At 54.5% G+C, this 21,913-nt stretch carries 19 protein-coding genes; 15 read left to right on the top strand and 4 right to left on the bottom strand.

Going from position 1 to position 21,913, the window contains the following annotated elements:
* The first annotated feature begins 111 nt into the window (after positions 1 to 111).
* The 7 genes from waaC (at position 112) to A7Q00_RS04390 (ending at position 8,708) form a co-directional block, all read left to right on the top strand.
* Positions 112 to 1,101: a lipopolysaccharide heptosyltransferase I gene (gene waaC, locus A7Q00_RS04420; protein ID WP_064089418.1), complete on the top strand. Its 990-nt coding sequence runs from the start codon at positions 112 to 114 to the stop codon at positions 1,099 to 1,101.
* A 119-nt stretch (positions 1,102 to 1,220) separates the two neighbouring features.
* Positions 1,221 to 1,970, top strand: coding sequence for an electron transfer flavoprotein subunit beta/FixA family protein (locus A7Q00_RS04415; protein ID WP_064089417.1), 750 nt, complete (start codon positions 1,221 to 1,223; stop codon positions 1,968 to 1,970).
* 10 nt (positions 1,971 to 1,980) lie between these two features.
* On the top strand, positions 1,981 to 2,916 hold the full coding sequence (locus A7Q00_RS04410; RefSeq protein ID WP_064089416.1) for an electron transfer flavoprotein subunit alpha/FixB family protein: 936 nt from the start codon (positions 1,981 to 1,983) through the stop codon (positions 2,914 to 2,916).
* 128 nt (positions 2,917 to 3,044) lie between these two features.
* On the top strand, positions 3,045 to 3,611 hold the full coding sequence (locus A7Q00_RS04405) for an IMPACT family protein (RefSeq protein WP_179946196.1): 567 nt from the start codon (positions 3,045 to 3,047) through the stop codon (positions 3,609 to 3,611).
* A gap of 123 nt (positions 3,612 to 3,734) precedes the next feature.
* Positions 3,735 to 5,000 (top strand): phosphoribosylamine--glycine ligase, encoded by a 1,266-nt coding sequence (purD, locus tag A7Q00_RS04400; protein ID WP_064089414.1) that lies wholly within the window; start codon positions 3,735 to 3,737, stop codon positions 4,998 to 5,000.
* Positions 5,001 to 5,290: 290 nt separating this feature from the next.
* Positions 5,291 to 6,490, top strand: coding sequence for an acetate kinase (locus A7Q00_RS04395; protein WP_064089413.1), 1,200 nt, complete (start codon positions 5,291 to 5,293; stop codon positions 6,488 to 6,490).
* 523 nt (positions 6,491 to 7,013) lie between these two features.
* Positions 7,014 to 8,708 carry a DUF262 domain-containing protein gene (locus tag A7Q00_RS04390; RefSeq protein WP_064089412.1) on the top strand — a complete coding sequence of 565 codons (1,695 nt, stop codon included), beginning with the start codon at positions 7,014 to 7,016 and terminating at the stop codon, positions 8,706 to 8,708.
* A 256-nt stretch (positions 8,709 to 8,964) separates the two neighbouring features.
* Here A7Q00_RS04390 and A7Q00_RS04385 read toward each other — a convergent pair whose 3' ends face one another.
* On the bottom strand, positions 8,965 to 10,362 hold the full coding sequence (locus A7Q00_RS04385; RefSeq protein ID WP_064089411.1) for a dihydrolipoyl dehydrogenase: 1,398 nt from the start codon (positions 10,360 to 10,362) through the stop codon (positions 8,965 to 8,967).
* 179 nt (positions 10,363 to 10,541) lie between these two features.
* Positions 10,542 to 11,297: a glutathione peroxidase gene (locus A7Q00_RS04380; protein ID WP_064089410.1), complete on the bottom strand. Its 756-nt coding sequence runs from the start codon at positions 11,295 to 11,297 to the stop codon at positions 10,542 to 10,544.
* A gap of 408 nt (positions 11,298 to 11,705) precedes the next feature.
* Between A7Q00_RS04380 and dnaK the strand changes: the two genes are divergently transcribed.
* On the top strand, positions 11,706 to 13,637 hold the full coding sequence (dnaK, locus tag A7Q00_RS04375; RefSeq protein WP_064089409.1) for a molecular chaperone DnaK: 1,932 nt from the start codon (positions 11,706 to 11,708) through the stop codon (positions 13,635 to 13,637).
* Positions 13,638 to 13,893: 256 nt separating this feature from the next.
* Positions 13,894 to 14,283, top strand: coding sequence for a hypothetical protein (locus A7Q00_RS04370; RefSeq protein WP_156503732.1), 390 nt, complete (start codon positions 13,894 to 13,896; stop codon positions 14,281 to 14,283).
* Positions 14,284 to 14,376: 93 nt separating this feature from the next.
* Here A7Q00_RS04370 and trkA read toward each other — a convergent pair whose 3' ends face one another.
* Both trkA and fnr read right to left on the bottom strand, forming a co-directional pair.
* Positions 14,377 to 15,786, bottom strand: a complete 1,410-nt coding sequence (trkA, locus tag A7Q00_RS04365) for a Trk system potassium transporter TrkA (protein WP_064089407.1) — start codon at positions 15,784 to 15,786, stop codon at positions 14,377 to 14,379.
* An 82-nt stretch (positions 15,787 to 15,868) separates the two neighbouring features.
* Positions 15,869 to 16,594 carry a fumarate/nitrate reduction transcriptional regulator Fnr gene (fnr, locus tag A7Q00_RS04360; protein ID WP_064089406.1) on the bottom strand — a complete coding sequence of 242 codons (726 nt, stop codon included), beginning with the start codon at positions 16,592 to 16,594 and terminating at the stop codon, positions 15,869 to 15,871.
* Positions 16,595 to 16,751: 157 nt separating this feature from the next.
* Between fnr and hemN the strand changes: the two genes are divergently transcribed.
* The 6 genes from hemN (at position 16,752) to A7Q00_RS04330 (ending at position 21,906) form a co-directional block, all read left to right on the top strand.
* Positions 16,752 to 18,155 carry an oxygen-independent coproporphyrinogen III oxidase gene (gene hemN, locus A7Q00_RS04355; protein ID WP_425387499.1) on the top strand — a complete coding sequence of 468 codons (1,404 nt, stop codon included), beginning with the start codon at positions 16,752 to 16,754 and terminating at the stop codon, positions 18,153 to 18,155.
* 223 nt (positions 18,156 to 18,378) lie between these two features.
* Complete coding sequence (gene rnc, locus A7Q00_RS04350) at positions 18,379 to 19,152, top strand: ribonuclease III (protein ID WP_245637524.1); 774 nt, start codon at positions 18,379 to 18,381, stop codon at positions 19,150 to 19,152.
* 137 nt (positions 19,153 to 19,289) lie between these two features.
* The gene (locus tag A7Q00_RS04345) at positions 19,290 to 19,721 is read left to right on the top strand and encodes a hypothetical protein (protein WP_064089404.1); all 432 of its coding nucleotides are present in this window, start codon (positions 19,290 to 19,292) and stop codon (positions 19,719 to 19,721) included.
* Positions 19,722 to 19,797: 76 nt separating this feature from the next.
* Positions 19,798 to 20,697 carry a GTPase Era gene (era, locus tag A7Q00_RS04340; protein ID WP_064089403.1) on the top strand — a complete coding sequence of 300 codons (900 nt, stop codon included), beginning with the start codon at positions 19,798 to 19,800 and terminating at the stop codon, positions 20,695 to 20,697.
* A gap of 161 nt (positions 20,698 to 20,858) precedes the next feature.
* Entirely contained in the window at positions 20,859 to 21,239 is a 381-nt protein-coding gene (locus tag A7Q00_RS04335; protein WP_064089402.1) for a DUF4298 domain-containing protein, read from the top strand.
* A 70-nt stretch (positions 21,240 to 21,309) separates the two neighbouring features.
* Complete coding sequence (locus A7Q00_RS04330) at positions 21,310 to 21,906, top strand: LolA family protein (protein WP_064089401.1); 597 nt, start codon at positions 21,310 to 21,312, stop codon at positions 21,904 to 21,906.
* Positions 21,907 to 21,913 lie beyond the last annotated feature (7 nt).

Below are 21,913 nucleotides of genomic sequence, written 5' to 3'. Positions count from 1 at the left end.
TTTGTTTTCAGGTAGCCTTTTCCCTTGGGCTACCTGAAAACGTCATGCAGCCTACTTGCCAAGCTTCATCTTGTATAATTCCACCCATTCCAACCACAGGCTTTCCCTCCGATGAAGATTTTACTGGTGCGCCTCTCCAGCATGGGCGATCTTATCCACACCCTGCCGGCGGTGCAGGATTTGGCGCGGCATTGCCCGCAGGTGGAGCTGCATTGGCTGGCTGAGGCCGGGTTTGCCGATATTGCGCGGCTGCATCCGTTTGTGGCCAAGGTGATTCCGATGCGCTGGCGGCAGTGGCGCAAGCGCCTGTTTGCGGCGGATACGCGGCGGCAGATGCGCGCGCTGAAGCAGGAGTTGGCCGGTGGCGGCTATGATTTCGTGCTCGACAGCCAAGGCCTGATAAAAAGCGCATGGTTTGCCTGCCAGGCGGGCGTGCCGGTGAAGGGTTTGGACAAACACAGCGCGCGCGAGGGCTGGGCGGCGGCGTTTTATGCGCAAGGTTTTCAGGTAGCCAAAGGGCGCGATGCGGTGTGGCGCAACCGCGAGCTGTTTGCCCAAGTGTTCGGCTATCGGTTTGACGGCGTGGCGGATTTCGGTGTGCGTGTGCCGGATGGCGCGGCGGTGCAGGGGCTACCTGAAAACTACCGCGTGGCCCTGCACGCCACCAGCCGCGAGAGCAAATTGTGGCCAGACGAATACTGGGTGGAATTGCTGAACCGGCTGCATTCGGCAGACGGTGCGGCGGTGTGGCTGCCGTGGGGCAGCGAGTCGGAGCGGCAGCGCGCATTGGCCTTGGCCAATCAGATAGAGGCGGCGCAGGTGCCGGAAGAAAAGCTTGGCCTGCTGCAGGCGGCCTATGTATTGCGTGGTGCGCGCAGCGTTATCGGCGTGGATACCGGTCTGCTGCATTTGGCCAATGCGCTGGATAAGCCGCTGATCGGCATTTATACCGACAGCGATCCGGCAAAAACCGGCGTGCAGCCCTCGGCTTGGGCGGAGAATATGGGCGGTATCGGCTGCCCGCCGCAGCCGGAGGAGGTATTGGAACGGTTGCTCCTGCTGGAGCAGGCTTATCAAACCGGGCGGGGGGTTTTCAGGTAGCCCCAAGCGTTTGCGGCCGGGTTTTGGCCATACTTGCATTATTTCCGCCAAATCGGCACAATCAGCCCGTTTTGCCGGATAAGTGAATCACTAACTAGATAGAAGGAAAAGGAAATTTCATGAAAACACTGGTTGCCGTAAAGCGGGTGGTGGATTACAACGTGAAGGTGCGGGTGAAGGCCGACGGTTCGGATGTAGACATCGGCAATGTGAAAATGTCGATGAACCCGTTTGACGAAATTGCCGTGGAAGAGGCCGTGCGCCTGAAAGAGGCCGGAAAGATCAGCGAAATCGTGGTGGTATCGCTGGGCGTGAAGCAGTGCGAAGAAACGCTGCGCACCGCACTGGCGATGGGCGGTGACCGCGCCATCCATGTGCAGACCGATGACTATTTGGAGCCTTTGGCCGTAGCCAAACTGCTGCGCAAAATCGCCGAGCGCGAGCAGCCGCAGCTGATTTTGTTGGGCAAACAGGCGATTGACGATGACGCCAACCAAACCGCGCAAATGCTGGCCGCCTTGCTCAATGCGCCGCAGGGCACGTTTGCCAGCAAGGTGGAATTGGGCGAAAACGAAGTAACCGTGGTGCGCGAAGTGGACGGCGGTTTGGAAACCGTGGCCCTGAAGCTGCCGGCAGTAATCAGCGCCGATTTGCGTTTGAACGAGCCGCGTTATGTGAAGCTGCCAAACATCATGCAGGCCAAGAAAAAACCGCTGGAAAAGCTTGCGGTGGAAGAATTGGGCGTGGACATTGCGCCCAAATTGCAGCGGCTGAAAGTGGCCGAGCCCAAACCGCGCAGCGGCGGCGTGAAGGTGCAAAGCGTGGCCGAACTGGTGGCCAAATTGAAAAACGAAGCCAAAGTAATTTGAGGATAAAGCCATGACTGTATTGATTATTGCCGAACACGACAACCAACATTTGGCCGCCGCCACACGGCATGCCGTTACCGCCGGCAGCAAGCTGGGCGAAGTGCACGTATTGGTGGCCGGCAACGGCGCGGCAGCGGTGGCCGAGCAGGCCAAACAGGTGGCCGGGGTGGCCAAAGTATTGCTGGCCGATGCCGAACATTATGCCGGCGGGTTGGCCGAAGAACTGGCGCCTTTGGTGGTGGAACTGGCGTCGGATTACCGCTACGTTGCCGCCGCCGCCAGCACCTTCGGCAAAAACCTGATGCCGCGCGTGGCCGCCCTGTTGGATTGCCCGCAGGTGTCTGATTTAACCGAAATCGTGGACGGTAAAACTTTTGTGCGCCCGATTTATGCCGGCAATGCCTTTGCCACTGTTTCCAGCGATGCCGATAAATTGGCACTCACTTTCCGCATCACCGCTTTTGCCGAAGCCGCCGCCAGCGGCGGTCAGGCCGAAGTGGTGCAGGTAGAGGCCGCTTCGGCTCAGGGCTTGAGCCGTTTCATCAGCCGCGAGCTGGTGAAATCCGACCGCCCGGAGCTGACGCAGGCTAGAGTGGTGGTTTCCGGCGGCCGGGCTTTGGGCAGTGTGGAAAAGTTCAACGAATTGCTGCAACCGTTGGCGGATAAGCTCGGCGCAGCCATTGGCGCTTCCCGCGCGGCGGTGGATGCGGATTATGCACCCAATGACTGCCAAGTGGGCCAAACCGGCAAAGTGGTGGCGCCGGAGCTGTATATCGCCATCGGTATTTCCGGCGCCATCCAGCACACCGCCGGCATGCAGGACAGCAAAGTGATTGTGGCCATCAACAAAGATCCGGAAGCGGCGATTTTCAATATTGCCGACTACGGCTTGGTGGCCGACCTGTTTGAAGCCGTACCTGAGCTGACTGCGGCATTGGGCAACTAAGTGTTTCATGCGTTCGTGTTTCACGTGAAACACGACAGGCTACCTGAAAACAATCTGCTTTCAGGTAGCCTGTTTCTTATATAATCTGCCTATTTCCCGACACCGCCGCCGCCATGCCGAATTCTGATATTCCCTGCACCTACCGCACTTTGGCCGAACCCGGCCAGGCCGAGTTTAAAGACAAAGGCAGCCGCTTTATCGCCTTTGCCTATCCCGTACGTACGGCGGCAGAAGTGAAAAACCATGTGGACGCACTACGGCAGGAACACCACAAGGCGCGGCATTGGTGCTATGCCTACCGCTTGGGTACGGACGGCCTACAGTTTCGTGCCAACGACGACGGCGAGCCTTCCGGCAGCGCCGGCCGGCCGATTTTGGGCCAGATTGATTCGGCCGGGCTGACCGATGTTTTGGTGGTGGTGGTGCGTTATTTCGGCGGCACGCTGCTGGGCGTGCCCGGCCTGATTCATGCCTACAAAACCGCCACCCAAATGGCCTTGCAGCAAACCGCGCAGGTGGAAAAAAATATTGAAAAACGTGTAGTCTTGCGCTGCGATTACCCGCATTTGAGCGAGGTTTTGCGGCTGGCTAAACAGTACGGCGCGGAAGTGTTGCAGCAGGATTTGCAACTGGATTGCCGCCTGCATTGCGCCGTGCCGCTGGCCAATTATGCCGCCTGCCTGGATGCCTGGTAGAAAACGCGCGCGGTGGAAATTTTGGAAGACGTGCAAGAAAACGAAGAGGCTACCTGAAAATCTGTTTTCAAGTTTCAGGTAGCCTTTATAGCCAACGAAATCTTATTTGAAAAGGATAACTTCATGAAATTACTCGTTATCGGCAGCGGCGGGCGTGAACACGCGCTGGCGTGGAAGCTGGCGCAGTCGCCCAAAGTGCAAACCGTGTTTGTCGCACCCGGCAATGCCGGTACGGCGCAAGAACCCAAGCTGCAAAACCTGCCTCTGAAAACGCATCAGGAACTGATTGATTTCTGCCGCCGTGAGCAGATTGCCTTTACCGTGGTCGGCCCCGAAGCACCATTGGCAGCCGGCATAGTGGACGATTTCCGCGCCGCAGGCCTGCCCGTGTTCGGCCCCACCCGCGCCGCCGCCCAGCTGGAAAGTTCCAAAGATTTCGCCAAGGCCTTTATGGCGCGGCACGGCATTCCCACCGCGCAATATCAAACCTTTGCCGATGCGGCTGCCGCCCATGATTATGTGGCTGCCAAAGGTGCACCGATTGTGATTAAGGCAGACGGCTTGGCCGCCGGAAAAGGTGTGGTGGTGGCGCAAACCGAAGAGCAGGCACACCAAGCCATCGACCAAATGCTGCTCGACAATAAAATGGGCGATGCCGGCGCGCGCGTGGTGATTGAAGACTTTTTGCAGGGCGAGGAAGCCAGCTTTATCGTGATGGCGGACGGCGAAAACGTGCTGCCGATGGCCACCAGCCAAGACCACAAACGCCTGCTCGACGGCGACCTCGGCCCGAATACCGGCGGCATGGGCGCATACAGCCCCGCGCCCATTGTTACGCCCGAAGTTTATCAACGCGCCATGGAAGAAATCATCCTGCCCACCGTGCGCGGCATGCGCGAAGAAGGCCATGAATTTACAGGGTTTCTCTATGCCGGCCTGATGATTGGTGCCGATGGTGCGCCTTATACCGTGGAATTCAACTGCCGCTTCGGCGACCCGGAAACCCAGCCGATTATGAGCCGTTTGGACAGCGATTTGGTGGATTTGATTCAAGCCGCATTGGATCGGAAACTGGATACGGCCAAAGCCGAATGGAAAGCGCAAAGCGCCGTGGGCGTGGTGCTCGCTTCGGAGGGTTATCCCGAACGTTCCAACAAAAACTACATCATCGAAGGCATCGAAGCCGCCAACCGCATCGGTAAAGTATTCCACGCCGGTACGGCTGCGGATGCCGACCACACCTTTACCAACGGCGGCCGCGTGCTGTGCGTGGTGGGTTTGGGCGACGATTTGGCCGCCGCCAAACAGCAGGCCTACCGCGCCGTGGCCGAGATTGATTTCCCCGGCATGCAATACCGCCGCGATATTGCCGACAAGGCTTTGCGTTGAAACGATGTTTGAAAATATAGTGGATTAACAAAAATCAGGACAAGGCGACGAGCCGCAGACAGTACACACGTTACGGCAAGGCGAGCCAACGCTGTACTGGTTTAAATTTAATTCACTATAATTTATACCCCAACCACATAAGATTGCCCGCAGGCATAGAGAAGATAAAGCAGTTTTGTTACAATAGCCGCCAATTTTCTTAGCAAGTTCATTGTATCCGCAAGAAAAACAAGCAGCCGGCGGGCAGCCGCCGTGTTTATGTAATTCACAAAAATATATAAAGGGACATCATGTCTGACAAACTGATTCTGGTATTAAACTGCGGCAGCTCTTCCGTTAAAGGCGCCGTATTGGACAGCACCAACGGCGAAGTTTTGCTGAGCTGCCTGGCTGAAAAACTCCACTTGCCCGATGCCCGCATCATCTTCAAGGCAAACGGTGAAAAACACACCGTGAGCCTGGCCGAGAAGCCCGACCACACCGGCGCTGTGGAAGCCTTGATGGCCGAACTCGAAGCGCGCAAGCTCGACAAACGCATCGGCGCAGTCGGCCACCGCGTGGTGCACGGCGGCGAACGCTTTAAAGAATCCTGCCTGGTTAACGATGAAGTGATCAAAGGCATAGAAGAGTGCATCATGCTCGCCCCGCTGCACAACCCCGCCCACCTGCTCGGCATCCGCGCCGCCATGAGCATTTTCAGCCATGTGCCGCACGCCGTGGTGTTTGATACTGCCTTCCACCAATCCATGCCCGAGCACGCCTACACCTACGCCGTGCCGCGCGAGCTCTACCGCAAATACGGCCTGCGCCGCTACGGCGCCCACGGCACCAGCTACCGCTTCGTAGCTGCCGAAGCCGCCCGCCTGCTCGGCCGCAGCGAAGAAGGCCTGCGCCTCGTGATTGCCCACCTTGGCAACGGCGCTTCCATCGCCGCCGCCAATAGCGGCAAATGCCGTGATACCAGCATGGGCCTCACCCCGCTTGAAGGCCTCGTGATGGGCACCCGCAGCGGCGACATCGACGCCAACGTGTTCCCCTTCCTGCACAATAACGCCGGCCTGAATATCGAGCAAATCACCGACCTGCTGCACAAACAAAGCGGCCTGCTCGGCATTTCCGAGCTTTCCAACGACTGCCGCGAAATCGAAGAAGCTGCCGGCAAAGGCCACGAAGGCGCCAAACTTGCGCTGGAAGTATTCTCCTATCGCTTGGCCAAATACGTTGCCTCCATGAGCGTCGCCGCAGGCGGCTTGGATGCGTTGGTGTTCACCGGCGGCATTGGTGAAAACTCTAATACCATCCGCAGCAAAACCATCGGCTACCTAGGCTTCCTCGGCCTCACCGTAGATGAAAAAGCCAACCTTGCCGCCCGTTTCGGCGAAGGCGGCATCATCAGCCAAGCCGGCCATACTCCGCTGGCCATGGTGATCCCCACCAACGAAGAGTTGATGATTGCCCAAGATACCGCCCATCTGGCCGGTATCGAATAAGACTAACAGCTGCTAAAGCAAGATAAAGGCTACCTGAAACCGAAGATAAACGGTTTCAGGTAGCCTTTTTGTTTGTTATCTGGCAGGCATAGGCGGGGTGGCTACCTGAAAGATCTAGCTTCAACGAAGTTATAGTAGATTAAAATAAAAATGCTACAGTATTGGCTCGCCTTATCGTACGTGTGTACTGTCTGCGGTACGCTGTTTTATCTCACCCTTATTTTAATCCACTATAAAACGCAGTGCGACGAAGTTTCTATGAAGCTGAAATTTTCAGCTAGTCTAGGGTCTGTGTAGTATGTGTGCTGCATTGATAGATCGAACCGCATGTATACATTCCGTGCACACCCTAACTTATGAGGCTACGCTGATTAGCAAGCATAGTATGGGGTGCGGGTAGAGGATAGCCGTGGAGTGGGCAATGAATACCCATCTTTCGCTCGCTTGTTAGAAAAATTGTAGAAAATAAAAGGTATTGCTATACTGCTTATTCATATGGTCTTTATGCATAGGAGATAATGAAATGGATGTGCAAGCTGTGAATATGACAGTTGAACAAATGTTTAATAAAGGTAAGTTTATTATTCCCGATTACCAAAGACCATTTGATTGGGGTGAGGATGAGATTAGTGAGTTTATAGATGATATTTTGAGTAATATAAACAAGGACTATTTTATAGGACACTTTGTTTTTGATGGACAGATGAGTGATAGTGAGTTTTTTGTAGTAGATGGTCAACAGAGAATTACAACATTAACAATTTTACTTTGTGCGATTAGAGATATCTATTCTAAGATACATGGAGATAGTGATTTAACAAATGGTATAAATGATAACTATATTTTTAAAAAAGATAGAAGAAATCAGAATTATCCAATATTAAAGACGGATATGCCATATCCATTGTTCCAAGAATATGTTCAGGAGTTTCCTAAGCCAGATAATTTTAGTGAACCTAAGAATAGTGGAGAGAAAAATATTATTTATGCGTATGATTATCTTTTTGATAGATTAAAAAAACTAAAAAAGGAGAAATTAGAAGAATTAGTAGATGCAATTTTGAAACTAGAGTTAATTTTTGTTGCATCAAAAGGAAGAATTAATGCCCATTCTATATTTATGACATTAAATGCAAAAGGAAAAGATTTAACATTTGTTGATTTAATTAAGAATGATATATTTCATAGGTATGAATCACCGAAATCAAAACCTAAAGAATTAGAAGAAAAATGGAAAATAATATGCTCTAATTTTGGTGATAAAGGTGAAGACTTCTTCTTAACATTTTGGAAATCAAGATACAAAGTTAATATTAGCAATGAAAAGTTTTATAAAGAGTATACTGAATTAGTATCCAAGCAAGGATTCAATATAAAATCATTTGTTAATGATTTATTGGACGATTCTGAAATATATAGTCAAATTCAAAACCCAGTAGAGGGTGATTGGATCAATCAATCAAATTTGCATATGAGAAAAGTATATTATCACTTACATAATATTAAAATAGTATTCAATATTGAGGTGGTAGATAGTTTCTTATTGTCATTAATTAGGGCATTTAGGAAGAAAAATATATCATCAGAATTTTTAATAAAAACTTTAAGAAGTTTAGATAATTTTCATTTCATTAATAATGCTATTTGTATTAATAGGTTAGCAGGTTTTGAGAAGTTGTATCCAAGCCATGCTATTAGATTATTTAATTCGAAAAATAGACAAGATGCACATACAGAGTTAACTAAATTTAGAGAAAAAATTATTAAGAAAATACTTCCATTAGATACTTTTAGAAAATATTTTGATTCTAGAGTTTATTTTTTCAAAGATACAAGTAAATTTGATGATAGGAAAGCCAAGAATCTAGCATATTATTGTCTTTATAAAATAGAGATGAAGGAACAGAACTGGAATGTATTTTTTGACAATCTAAGTTTAGAGCACTTGCACCCAACCTCTATCATGAATAATACATTTAAAAAATCGAGTATTCAAAGCTTGGGAAATTTAGTTTTGCTTGATAGGGATATAAACAGTTTAATTGGAAATAAACCATTTTTAGAAAAGAAAAAAATTATTCTTGAAAGGAATAAATTGATAACCACAAAAAATGTAGTAGAAAACTGTGAAACTTGGGATACTAACTCTATAAAATCAAGGGGCGATATTTTAGTTGATAGTCTTTACGAGTTATCAATAAATGAGCTTAAAAGATAATAATAGTTTATACTCTATTATTCGGTAAGTGTAGGCTTAAGTTATTGATAGATAATCATGATATTTGGTTGTTATTAAGTTCCATACTTAAGATTTATTTAGCTGTCTAGAGTTAGCTTAATTAGGTAAACGAAAACGGCAAACGGAATCAATCCGTTTGCCGTTTTGTTTCTCATCCGGCTAAAGCCGCGCTTTATTAAAGCCGCCGCTTTGATGAAGCTCAGCCCTACGCCAAGACAGTGTTTTCAGGTAGCCTTTAGGCCAGTTTGGCGGCTACGTCGCGCAGGGCGGTGCGCAGGCCTTCTTCGATTACGGGATGGTAGAAGGGCATGTCGAGCATTTGCGGCACGGTCATGTGCTGCTGGTGCGCCCAGGCGAGGAGGTGGGCGATGTGTTCCAGCGCGGGGCCGATGCCTTCTGCACCGAGGAAGCGGCCGGTTTCGCGGTCGGCATACACGCGCAGACTGCCTTGGTTTACCAGCATCACGCGGCTGCGGCCTTGGTTGCGGAAGGATACTTGGCCGGCCACGAGCTTGCTGCCGTATTCTTTTTCCAGCTGGGCAAAGCGCGCGCCCACGCTGATGATTTGCGGGTTGGAGAACACCACGCCGATCATGCTGCGGCGCAAGCCGTCCTGTACATCGGGGTAGCGGCCGGCGTTTTCACCGGCGATTTTGCCTTGGTCGGCGGCTTCGTGCAGCAGGGGTAGTTGGTTGGAGGCGTCGCCTGCAATGAAGATGTGCGGAATGCTGGTTTGCATGGTGTGTGGATTGGCTACGGGCACGCCGCGTGCGTCTTTCTCGATATTGAGGTTTTCCAGCCCGATGTTGTCCACATTGGGGCGGCGGCCGATGGCGGCGAGCAGGTAGTCGGCGGTGAATACGCCGCTTTCGCCGTCTTGCGTCCATGCTACTTCCACTTGGCCTTTATCGTTGAGCCGGGTTTCGGTTTGGGCGTTGAGGTGGAGCGGGATTTCCTGGCCGAAGATGGCTCTGGCGTCTTCCAGCACCACGGGGTCGGAAATGCCGCCGATGAGGCCGCCCAGGCCGAACATTTCCACGCGCACGCCGAGGCGGCTCAGGGCTTGGCCGAGCTCGAGGCCGATCACGCCGGTGCCGAATACGGCCACGCTTTCGGGCAGTGTGTCCCATGAGAATACATCGTCGTTGATGATGAGGCGGTCGCCCAGCGCCTGCCATTGCGGCAGCACGATGGGGCGGGAGCCGGTGGCGATTACGATGCGTTCGGCACGGATTTGGGTGTGCTCGTCGATTTGTACGGTGTGCTCGTCGATGAATTTGGCATGCCCCATGATGCGGCGCTCGGCGGGCCAGGCTTCTACGTCTTCCAGCACGAAGCCGACGAAGCGGTCGCGCTCGGATTTGACGCGGCTCATCACTTCTTCGCCATTTACGCTGATGCTGGATTTGTCCAGATGCACGCCGAAGGGATCGGTGTGCAAGGCGTGGTGGCGGGCTTCTGCGGCGGCAATCAAGAGTTTGGAGGGCATGCAGCCGACGCGGGCGCAGGTGGTGCCGAAAACGTGGCTTTCAATGAGATAAACGTTTTCGGTGTAGAGGCGGGCATTGCGGAAGGCGCCCATGCCGGCGGTGCCGCCGCCGATAACGACAACGTCTGCGGTGAGGTGTTTCATGTCTGCTTTCCTTATGTGGGAAGACCTTTCAGGTAGCCTGTATGGTTGGCAAAAGGCTACCTGAAAAATATCGGCTGCTGCGGGGTAACAGGCTACCTGAAAGGTCTTGGGAAAAGAGCCGCCCTATTCGGGCGGCTCGCAAAGCTATCTACTGTATTGGCAACTGGATAGCTGGAAAATCAGGCGCGTTTGGCCAAATATGCGTCCAGGTCTTCGCTGCCGCCGATGTATTTGCCGCCGATGAACACTTGCGGGGCGGTTACTTTGCCGGTGATGGCGCGTACGGAAACGATGCTGGCGTCTTTGCCCAACACGATTTCTTCGTAGGCCAGGCCTTTTTCTTTCAAAGCGGCTTTGGCTTTGGCGCAGAAGGGGCAGCCGGGTTTGGTGAAGATGGCGATGGATTCTTGCGGTTTCCAGTTCGGAGCCACGAATTTCAGCATGGTGTCGGCATCGGAAACTTCAAAGGGGTCGCCTTCTTTGATCGGCTCGATGAAGGCTTCTACGATTTTGCCGTCGTCCACCAGCATGGAGTAGCGCCAAGAGCGTTTGCCGAAACCGATGTCTTCATCGCTCACTTCCATGCCCATGCCGCGGGTGAATTCGCCGTTGCCGTCGGGAACCATGGTAATGTTGTGGGCTTCTTCGTCGGCCGCCCAGGCATTCATCACGAAAGTGTCGTTTACGGATACGCACAGGATGTCGTCGATGCCGTTTTCTTTAAATGCAGGAGCCAGCTCGTTGTAGCGCGGCAGGTGGCTGGAAGAGCAGGTGGGGGTGAACGCGCCGGGCAGGGCGAATACCACTACTTTTTTGCCTTTGAACAAGTCGTCGGTGGTGACGTCTTTCCAAGAATCGGCCACGCGGGTGTGGAAGGTTACTTTCGGAACTTGCTGACCAACCAGTTGGTCACGGGATTTGATGTTGATAGACATATCAGGCTCCTTATAATCAGGTTGTTAAATAATGCAGATGAAGATGAATTTGCGGGATACAGCGTATCGACAAGGCGGCATTCTAGCCGTTACCCAGCGATTTGTATAATTTATAGTTCAAATAATATAAATTATTTTTAGCTATAATCTCCGGTAACGCCGTATCGGTGCAAATATGCGGGAACAACAGTCATTCTTAATTAGGGCTGGTGGCAGAAATTCAATAGGCCGGGCGGAAATTTGTTGCCCAAGGCTATCTGAAATTATTTAATCATATAAAAATCAGCATATTAAAACGAAAATAGCCTTTTCCCTTGAAAAAAAAACGGCCAAACCCATTTACTGGGCAAGTTAAAGCGCCAGCAAGGCGCTGTCTGAATTCTACTAATCTCTAAGGAGCAATCCATTATGGCAAAAGTTATCGGTATTGACTTGGGTACAACCAACTCATGTGTCGCCATTTCCGAAAACGGCACAACCAAAGTAATTGAAAACGCCGAAGGCGCACGCACCACCCCCTCCGTTATCGCTTATCTGGACGGCGGCGAAATCCTCGTGGGCGCGCCGGCCAAACGCCAGGCGGTTACCAACGCGAAAAACACCATCTACGCGGTAAAACGCCTGATCGGCCACAAATTTGAAGACAAAGAAGTACAGAAAGACATCGACCTGATGCCTTTCAAAATCGTGAAAGCCAAAAACGGCGACGCTTGGGTGGAAGCGCAAGGCAAAGAGCTGTCTCCGCCGCAGATTTCCGCCGAAGTGCTGCGCAAAATGAAAGAAGCCGCCGAAGCCTATTTGGGCGAAAAAGTAACCGAAGCGGTGATTACCGTGCCGGCCTATTTCAACGACAGCCAGCGCCAGGCCACTAAAGACGCCGGCCGCATCGCCGGTTTGGATGTGAAACGCATCATCAACGAACCAACCGCAGCCGCACTGGCTTTCGGCATGGACAAAGGCAGCAAAGGCGACCGCAAAATCGCCGTGTACGACTTGGGCGGCGGCACATTCGATATTTCCATCATCGAAATTGCCGATTTGGACGGCGAAAAACAGTTTGAAGTGCTCTCCACCAACGGCGACACCTTCCTCGGCGGTGAAGACTTCGACCAACGCCTGATCGACTACATCATTTCCGAGTTCAAAAAAGACCAGGGCATCGACCTGAAAACCGACGTGATGGCCTTGCAGCGCCTGAAAGAAGCTGCCGAAAAAGCCAAAATCGAGCTTTCCAGCAGCCAGCAGACCGAAGTGAACCTGCCCTACATCACCATGGACGCCACTGGCCCCAAACACTTGGCCATGAAGATTACCCGCGCCAAGTTTGAAAGCCTGGTGGAAGACCTGATCGAGCGTTCCATCGAGCCCTGCCGCACTGCCATCAAAGATGCTGGCCTGAGCGTGAACGACATCGACGACGTGATTTTGGTGGGCGGCCAGAGCCGTATGCCCAAAGTTCAGGAAACCGTGAAAGAATTCTTCGGCAAAGAACCGCGCAAAGACGTGAACCCCGACGAAGCCGTGGCCTTGGGTGCCGCCATTCAGGGCGAAGTGTTGGGCGGTGGCCGCAGCGACGTATTGCTGCTCGACGTTACCCCGTTGTCTTTGGGTATCGAAACCATGGGCGGTGTGATGACCAAGCTCATCAACAAAAACACCACCATCCCCACCAAGGCTTCGCAAGTGTTCTCCACCGCCGAAGACAACCAGAGCGCCGTAACCATCCACGTGTTGCAGGGCGAACGCGAACGCGCTTCCGCCAACAAATCGCTCGGCCAATTCAACCTCGGCGACATCGCCCCCGCCCCGCGCGGCATGCCGCAGATTGAAGTAACCTTCGACATCGACGCCAACGGCATCCTGCACGTGTCTGCCAAAGACAAAGGCACCGGCAAAGCCGCCAACATCACCATCCAAGGCTCTTCCGGCTTGAGCGAGGAAGAAATCGAACGCATGGTGAAAGACGCGGAAGCCAATGCCGAAGAGGATAAAAAACTGCACGAGCTGGTGCAGAGCCGCAACCAGGCCGAAGCCTTGATTCACTCCGTGAAGAAATCGCTGGCCGACTACGGCGACAAACTCGACGCAGCCGAGAAGGAAAAAATCGAAGCCGCCATCAAAGAGGCCGAAGAAGCCGTGAAAGGCGACGACAAATCCGCTATCGATGCCAAAGCCGAAGAGCTGGGCAAAGCCAGCCAGAAACTGGGCGAAATGTTGTATGCCGATGCCCAGAAACAGGCTCAGGAAGCCCAAGCCGGCCAGTCTGCCGACAATGGGCAGCAGAAAAAAGGCGACGATGTGGTAGATGCCGAGTTTGAAGAAGTGAAAGACGACAAATAAGTATCAGCCGCTTAGCGTGATGAAGGCTACCTGAAAATTTTCAGGTAGCCTTTTTATAGTGAATTAAATTTAAACCAGTACAGCGTTGGCTCGTCTAGCCGTACTATTTGTACTGTCTGCGGCTCACCGCCTTGTCCTAATTTAAATTTAATCCACTATATTTGGCGGGATGCTTTCCTTAACCGGATAGGATAGCCAAAAACCACAAAATCGTTATAATCCGATGTTTTATTTTTGAATAAACGGGAAAGCAAAAGTGTCGATATTAATCCGATTGATTCAATTGACCGTGATTGCTTGGGCAGTGTTGATGTTCGGGCTGAAGTTTGAGCCGCACCACCCCGATCCGAACATGAACGAATATATCAAGTCTGCCTTCTACCTCGTGCCGGTGGCCTGCCTTTCACTGCTGCACGGCTGGGGGCGCGAAAGCAAGGGGCTGCACGGTGCGGGTTGGGCGGCAAGGGGGTTTATGCTGTTGATATTCTGCGGTTTCGCTTTTTCGGTGTATTACGTCCGCAAGGAAGCCGTGCCCTTGCAAAACTATCTGTTGAGCACGGCGGTAACGCTTGGCATTGTGCTGGTGTTGTTCTGCGTGCCGTATTTCCTCGGCCGGAAAATGTGGCGGATAAGCGCGGGATATTGAAAAGCTTCGGCTTGCGCCGAGCCAATGGAAAGGCTACCTGAAAACGGAAAATCGTTTTTCAGGTAGCCTTCTGTGTATCCCAAGCCGCGGTTTCTAGCCGAAAAAGCCCATGCGCACTTGAATCAGTTTTTCCAACTCGCTCACCACGCGGCGGCGGGCTACGAACAGGATGATGTGGTCGCCGTCGGCCAGCTGCACGTCTTGGTGCCCCATAAACACTTCGTCGCCGCGCACCACGGCGGCAACGTGGCAGCCGTTGGGCCAGCGCACGGCGCTCACGCGGCGGCCGACCAGCTTGGAAGTATCTTTGTCGCCGTGCGCCACGATTTCGATGGCTTCGGAATTGCCGCCGCGCAGGGGGTGGACGGCTTCCACGTCGCCGCGCCGGATGTGCGCCAGAATCGATCCGATAGTTACCAAATGAGGTGATACGGCGATGTCGATGGTGTTCCCTTGCAGCAAATCCACATAGCTGGAACGGTTGACGATGGCGATAACGCGTTTGGCACCGAGGCTTTTGGCCAGCATGCCGGCCATGATGTTGTTTTCGTCGTCGTTAGTGAGCGCGCAGAATACGTCGATTTCGTCGATGTATTCGCCTTCCAGCAGGCTCTCGTCGGCGGCGGAGCCGTGCAGCACGAGGGCGCTGTTGAGGTTTTCCGAAAGCCATTCGGCGCGTTTTTCGTTGATTTCGATGATTTTCACGTCGAAGCGGTCTTCCAGCTGGCGGCTGAGGCGGAAGCCGATTTGGCCGCCGCCGGCAATCATCACGCGCCGCGTGGGCTGCTGTTGCGGGCGCAATTCGCGCAACACTTCGGCCACTTGCGAAGTGGCGGCGGCCACGAAGACTTCGTCGCCCTGCTGAATCACGGTTTGCGGCGTGGGCATAATCAGCTTGTTGTTGCGGTAGATGGCGCAGATTTGGCAGTCGGTACCTTCGGGCAGGTGTTCGTGGATGGTGTGGATCGGCTGTCCCAAAAGCCGCCCACCGCTTTGCGCGCGCACCACGAGCATGCGCACTTTATCTTCGGCAAAGGTGAGCACCTGCAGGGCGCTGGGGTGGCAGAGCAAATCGGCCAGCCGCTCGGTAACCAGTTGTTCTGGGCAGATGGATTCGCTCACGCCGAACAAATCGAGCGTGCCGCGGCCGTCGTTATCTTCTTCGGCGTCGGGGCCGGTGAACTCTAAATAATCGGAAAGGCGCACGCGGGCGATGCGGTTGGGGATGTTGAATAGGCTGGAAGCCAGCTTGCAGGCGGCCAGATTGGTTTCGTCGTGGCGGGTGAGGGCGAGCAGCAGGTCGGTGTCGTAGGCGCCGCCTTCGGCCATCACGGCAGGAGAAGAGCCGTTGCCCAGCAGGGTTTGCACATCGAGCTTGCTGCCGATGTTGCGCAGGGCTTCGGGATCGTTATCGATAATGGTAACGTCGTGGTTGGGGATTTCCACCAAATTCTGCGCCACGGCGGTGCCCACTTGGCCGCTACCTAAGATGAGGATTTTCATATTGGAAGGTTGGGCTTGGCGGCCGAAGTTTCAGGTAGCCTGCCAAGCGGTTGGGAAATAAAGACAAATGCGGAAAGCCGCTTCAAACCACAGCGGGCTGGGTGCCGGAAGCCAGCTGTTTGAGCCGTTCGGGCTTGAGCAGGCGGATGTGTTTGTATTCCACTTCCACCAGCCCCTCCTGGCCGAATTTAGAGAGCGTGCGGCTCACCGTTTCCAGCTTCAGCCCCAAATAGCTGCCGATTTCCTCGCGCGACATGCGCAAAATAAAATCGTTGGCCGAGAGGCCGCGTTTTTTCAGGCGTTGCGACAGGTTAATTAGAAAGGCGGCCAGCCGCTCTTCGGCGCGCATATTGCCCAAAAGCAGCATTACGTTTTGGTCGCGCACGATTTCCTGGCTGAACAGCCGGTAGAAATGCATCTGCAATTCCGGCACCGCCGCGCAAAGCTCCTCCATATTGGCATAGGGCAGCTCGCACACTTCCGTGTCTTCCAGCGCCACCGCATCGCAGTAGTGCATTTGGTTGCAGATTCCGTCCATGCCCACCAGCTCGCCCGACATAAAAAAACCGGTAACCTGATCGCGCCCGTCTTGGCTGGCAACAACTGTTTTCAGGAAACCGGTGCGCACCACAAACAGCGAATCAAACCTGTCGCCGTTGCGGAACAGGAAATCGCCCTTTTTCAGGCGGCGGCTGCGCTTGATAACCGCATCAACGCGCTCCACCGCCACCGCAATCGCGGCATTGGGCTGGCATAACTCTTTAAAAACGCAGCGCGAACAAGTCGTGGCGAGGGGCATGGCTTTCATGTGTGTGCTAACTTTCTAAGCAAACTGAGCTTATGAAGCGGCGGCAATTATCGTTTATACTTACCGCCCGGCAATAGTCGGAGCAATTTGCCAAACATCCGCATTTTACCCGATTTCACAAACAAAACCTATTGCCGCATATTTTCCAAATAATAACATCAAGTTAAACACAATCATGTCTGCCAACCGCACCCAAGAAATCATCTTCGACCGCAAGCTCATCGCCTCCCTGCCCGCCAACGGCCCGCGCTACACCTCCTACCCCACCGCCGACCGCTTCCACGCAGGCTTTACCGCCGAAGACTACATCCAAGCCGTGCGCAACCGCACGCCCGGCCCCCTCTCGCTCTATATCCACATCCCCTTCTGTAACACCATCTGCTACTACTGCGGCTGCAACAAAATCATCACCAAAGACACCGCCCGCGCCGACCAATACCTAGGCTACCTGAAAAAAGAATTCGCCCTACAGGCCGAACTCCTGCAAGGCAAGCCCGAATTGGCGCAGCTGCACTTCGGCGGCGGCACCCCCACCTTCCTCTCCGATGCCCAGCTCGATTTCGTATTCGGCCTCATCCGCGAACATTTCACCCTGATGCCGCAAGGCGAATACTCCATCGAAATCGACCCGCGCAAAGTAAGCCGCGAAACCGTGCTGTTTCTCGGCTCGCTCGGCTTCAACCGCATGAGCGTGGGCATTCAGGATTTCGATCCCCAAGTGCAGCAAGCCGTAAACCGCATCCAGAGCGAAGAAGAAACCCGTGTGGTGATCGAAGCCGCCCGCGAAGCCGGCTTCCAATCCGTGAGCGTCGATTTGATTTACGGCCTGCCGCACCAAACCCCCGCCACCATGCAGCAAACGCTGGACAAAGTGCTCGCCCTCAACCCCGACCGGCTGGCGGTTTACCACTACGCCCACCTGCCGCACATCTTCAAACCCCAGCGCCGCATCGACACCAATGCCGTGCCCGACAGCAACACCAAGCTCGACATGCTCCAGCAAATCGTGCAGCGGCTGGGCAGCGAAGGCTACGTCTTTATCGGTATGGATCATTTCGCCAAGCCCCAAGACGAGCTCGCCGTCGCCCTGCGCGAAGGCCGCCTGCAACGCAACTTCCAAGGCTATTCCACCCACGCCGACTGCGATCTCATCGCCGTCGGCCTCTCCTCCATCGGCAAAATCGGCCGCATCTACAGCCAAAACCAGCGCCAGCTCGAAGCCTACTATGCCGACCTCGATGCCGGCCGGCTGCCCCTGTTCCGCGGCTACCTGCTCGACGAAGACGACCTGCTGCGCCGCCGCCTCATCCAAGACCTCATGTGCCGCTTCGGCCTCGAGTTTGCCGATTACGAAGCCGAATGCCGCCAGCCCTTCGCCCAATATTTTGCCGCCGAGCTGGCCGATGCCGCCGCCCTCGCCGCCAAAGGCCTGCTTGAGCTCCATGCAACCGGCCTAACCGTCACCCCCAAAGGCCGCTTCCTCATCCGCAACATCGCCATGGTATTCGACCGCCACCTGCGCTCCCGCGACACTGCCGCCAAGTATTCGCAAACCGTGTAAACAAGGTTTCAGGTAGCCTTTATCCGGCAAACAAAGGCTACCTGAAAGCACAAGCCGCAGATAGGCCAGCCGGTATGGCAAGGCGAGCCAACGCAGCAGCATCCTTATTTTCATTCACTATAATCCGCCATTTTCAGGTAGCCTCCCGCAAACCGCATAGAGGCTACCTGAAAACCATCTATTGTCTGCGCCGCGCCGCCAAACCCGATATAATCCCGCCATCATGAGCAAACCCACCGCCAAACCCCGCAAGCTCCCGAAGCCCGATCCGCGCCGCGCCCGGGCCGGCGAAGAGCTGCAACGCCACCTCGGACACAGCTTCCAGAATCCCCGCCTCCTCGAGCAGGCGCTCACCCACCGCAGCTACAGCGCCCAAAACAACGAACGCTTCGAGTTTGTCGGCGACGCCATCCTCGATTACAGCGTGGCCAAAATGCTGTTCGACGCCTTCCCCAGCTATAGCGAAGGCGAACTCTCCCGCCTGCGCGCCAATCTGGTCAACCAAGACGTGCTCGCCGAAATCGCCCGCAGCATGGGCGTGGGCGACGCGCTGTATTTGGGCGTGGGCGAACTCAAAAGCGGCGGCTTCGACCGCCCCTCCATCCTGGCCGACGCCGTGGAAGCCCTGCTGGCCGCCATCAGCTTCGATGCCGATTTTGCCGCTGCCGAGCAAACCGTGCGCCGCCTGTTTGCCCGGCGCATTGCCAACATCGACTTGAGCAACCAAGGCAAAGACCCGAAAACCCTGCTCCAAGAAGCCCTGCAGGCCCGTCGCCTGCCCCTGCCCAAATATCGCATCGAACACCAATCCGGCGAGGGCTGCGATGCCCGTTTCGACATCTCCTGCGACTTGGGCGAACTCGCCCACATCACCCGCGCCCAAGCCGCCAGCCGCCGCGCCGCCGAGCAGGCTGCGGCCAAAGAGGCACTGGATTGGCTGCAGGAGCAGCACCCCCTGCCCGGCAAAAACAAAAAGCAGCGCAAATCCCGTGCCTGAATCGCTGCTGATGCCGCTATCATTCAGGCCAATAATATTTGAGCTAATGCAAACAAGCCTTGCAGGCAAGATTTACCGACAGAAAACGGCATGCTATATATTAGCTACTCATTTTCAACTTAATAAAGGATTCAATCATGGTTTTTGTGTTCAGCGTCTTATTCGGGGCATTTATCGGCATTTTCTTCTTATGGTTCTCCTCCAAAAACGCGGTAAAAGACTATCCCGAGCTGCGCATCCACGTGCCGGAAGGTGCGGAAAACTCACCCGAATGGCAGGCTTGGGCAAAGGAGAACGGCTATAAACTGAACGACAAAGGCGTGTGGGCCAAAGGCACCGGCATGCTCACCAGCGCCACCGAAATCCGCTTTGAAGGCAACGATATGTTGGTGCAGGAGTGCATTAACTTCCTGCTCGGCATCAACCGCTTCGCCATCAACGCTCCCATTCTGGCCGGCAAACCCGTGCGCATGATGAAAATCAAGGCGCTGAACAAACTCATGGCGCAATGGCATCTGCCCGAAATCGTGTTTGACAGCCCCGAAAGCAAAATTCGCATTAAAAAATAGCGTCCGCCAAACTTTCAGGTAGCCTGTGTCTAGCGGGTTAGAGGCTACCTGAAAAATATATCGTCAGGAAAAACACATGAACCAAACAATACCCCCTTCCGATTTCCGCTGCGGCTTCGTGGCCATCGTCGGCCGGCCGAACGTGGGCAAATCCACACTGATGAACCACCTCATCGGCCAGAAAATCAGCATCACCAGCAAAAAGGCTCAAACCACCCGCCACAAAATCACCGGCGTTTATACCGATGAGCGCAGCCAGTTCATCTTCGTGGACACCCCCGGCTTCCAAACCCGCCACCGCAACGCACTCAACGACCGGCTCAACCAAAACGTTACCGAAGCCCTCGGCGGCGTGGACGTGGTGGCCTTCGTGGTGGAAGCCATGCGTTTCAGCGAAGCCGACCGCGCCGTGATCCGCCTGCTACCCAAACACCTGCCCGTCATCCTCGTGGTGAACAAAATCGACCGCGCCAAGAGCAAGGCCGAATTGGAAGAATTTATCGAAACCGTGCGCCGAGAGTTTGATTTTGCCGGCGCGGAAGCCGTGAGCGCCAAACACGGCCTGCGCATCGGCGAGCTGCTCGCCATATTGCGCCCCCACCTGCCCGAGGGCGTGCCGCTCTACCCCGAAGACGCGGTAACCGACCGCTCCGCCCGCTTCCTCGCCGCTGAAATCGTGCGCGAAAAACTGTTCCGCCACCTCGGCGAAGAGCTGCCCTATGCCGCCAACGTGGCGGTGGAGCAGTTTGAAGAAGAAGACGGGCTATACCGCATCTACATCGCCGTGTTGGTGGATAAAGACAGCCAAAAAGCCATCATCATCGGCAAAGGCGGCGAAAAACTGAAAAAAATCTCCACCGAAGCTCGGATGGATATGGAAAAACTGTTTGAAACCAAAGTGTTCCTCAAAGTTTGGGTGAAAGTGAAATCCGGCTGGGCAGACGATGCCCGCTTCCTGCAGGAATTCGGGCTATAGGTTTTCAGCACAGTGGATTACATTTAAACCGCTACTGCGTTGGCTCGCCTTGCCGTAACGTGTGTACTGTCTGCGGCTCGTCGCCTTGTCCCGTTTTAAATGTAATCCACTCTGAAACCCAGAGCACCCGCCGCCAATATCAACAAACACCGGAGGCACCCATGCCGAACCTCACCCCCGAAGCCGCCCAAGCGCGCATCAACCGCATCCAAGCCCTCTACCGCGAATGGGAGCGCCTGCTGCCCGAGCTGGAGGCCGCCCAAGAACAATGGCAGCACGCCATGCGGCTGATGCACGAAATGTCCGATTTTTACGACCGCGAATACATGCCGCTGCACCAAGCCATCGAAAACGGCCTGCCTGTTTCCCTGGCCACTGAAGGCGAATACAGCATCATGAGCGAAGACGCCCTGTGGAACGCCTTCCAACAGCAATACGACCTGTCCTGGACCTGGCTGCGCGCCGCCACCCGCGAGCTCGATCCGCAAAACCGCCTCCGCCCCGATGCCGCAGAAGCCAGCGGGCAGGCAGAGGCTACCTGAAAAACCGCAGCCGCCCGCAAGTCCACTATACTACGCTCCTTTTCCTACTCCCCGCATTACTCCGGAAACCATGAAAAAACTCCTCCTCAGCCTCCTCTTCTCCCTCGCTGCCCTCCCTGCGCTCGCCTTCAGCACCGCCGAGCTCACCACCCAGCTGCAAGCCCCGCAGAGCGTGCAAGGCAGCTTTATCCAGCAGCGCTTTTTGCGTTCGGCAGACAAGCCCGTGCAAACCGGCGGCCGCTTCGCCCTGCGCCCCGGCCGCGGCCTGTTTTGGCACCTGCAAAAACCGTTTGAAATGAAACTGCGCGTGCGCCGCGACGGCATCAGCCGCCAAGACGCGCAAGGCCAGTGGCGCGCCAACGGCAGCCAAACCGCGCAGGCCGCGCAAGTGAAACTTTTCATGGCCGTACTCGGTGGCGACACCGTCGAACTGCAGCGCCACTTCAACCTCGCCCTTTCCGGCAACGCCCAACAATGGCAGCTCACCCTCACCCCGAAAACCGCCGTGATGCAGCAGGTGTTCAACAAAATCGTCATCAGCGGCGGCCAGCTGGTACAGAAAGTGGAGCTGGACGAAAAACAGGGCGACCGCACCGTGATGCAGTTTAACCAGCTGCAAACCAACCAGCCGCTCAGCCCCGCCGCCCAACAGGCCTTGGGCGAATAAGCCGCCA

This window comes from Eikenella halliae, assembly GCF_001648475.1.
GTDB lineage: Bacteria > Pseudomonadota > Gammaproteobacteria > Burkholderiales > Neisseriaceae > Eikenella > Eikenella halliae.
Note: the sequence above shows the minus strand (reverse complement) of the source record. Positions and strands in the feature narration are given on the sequence as shown.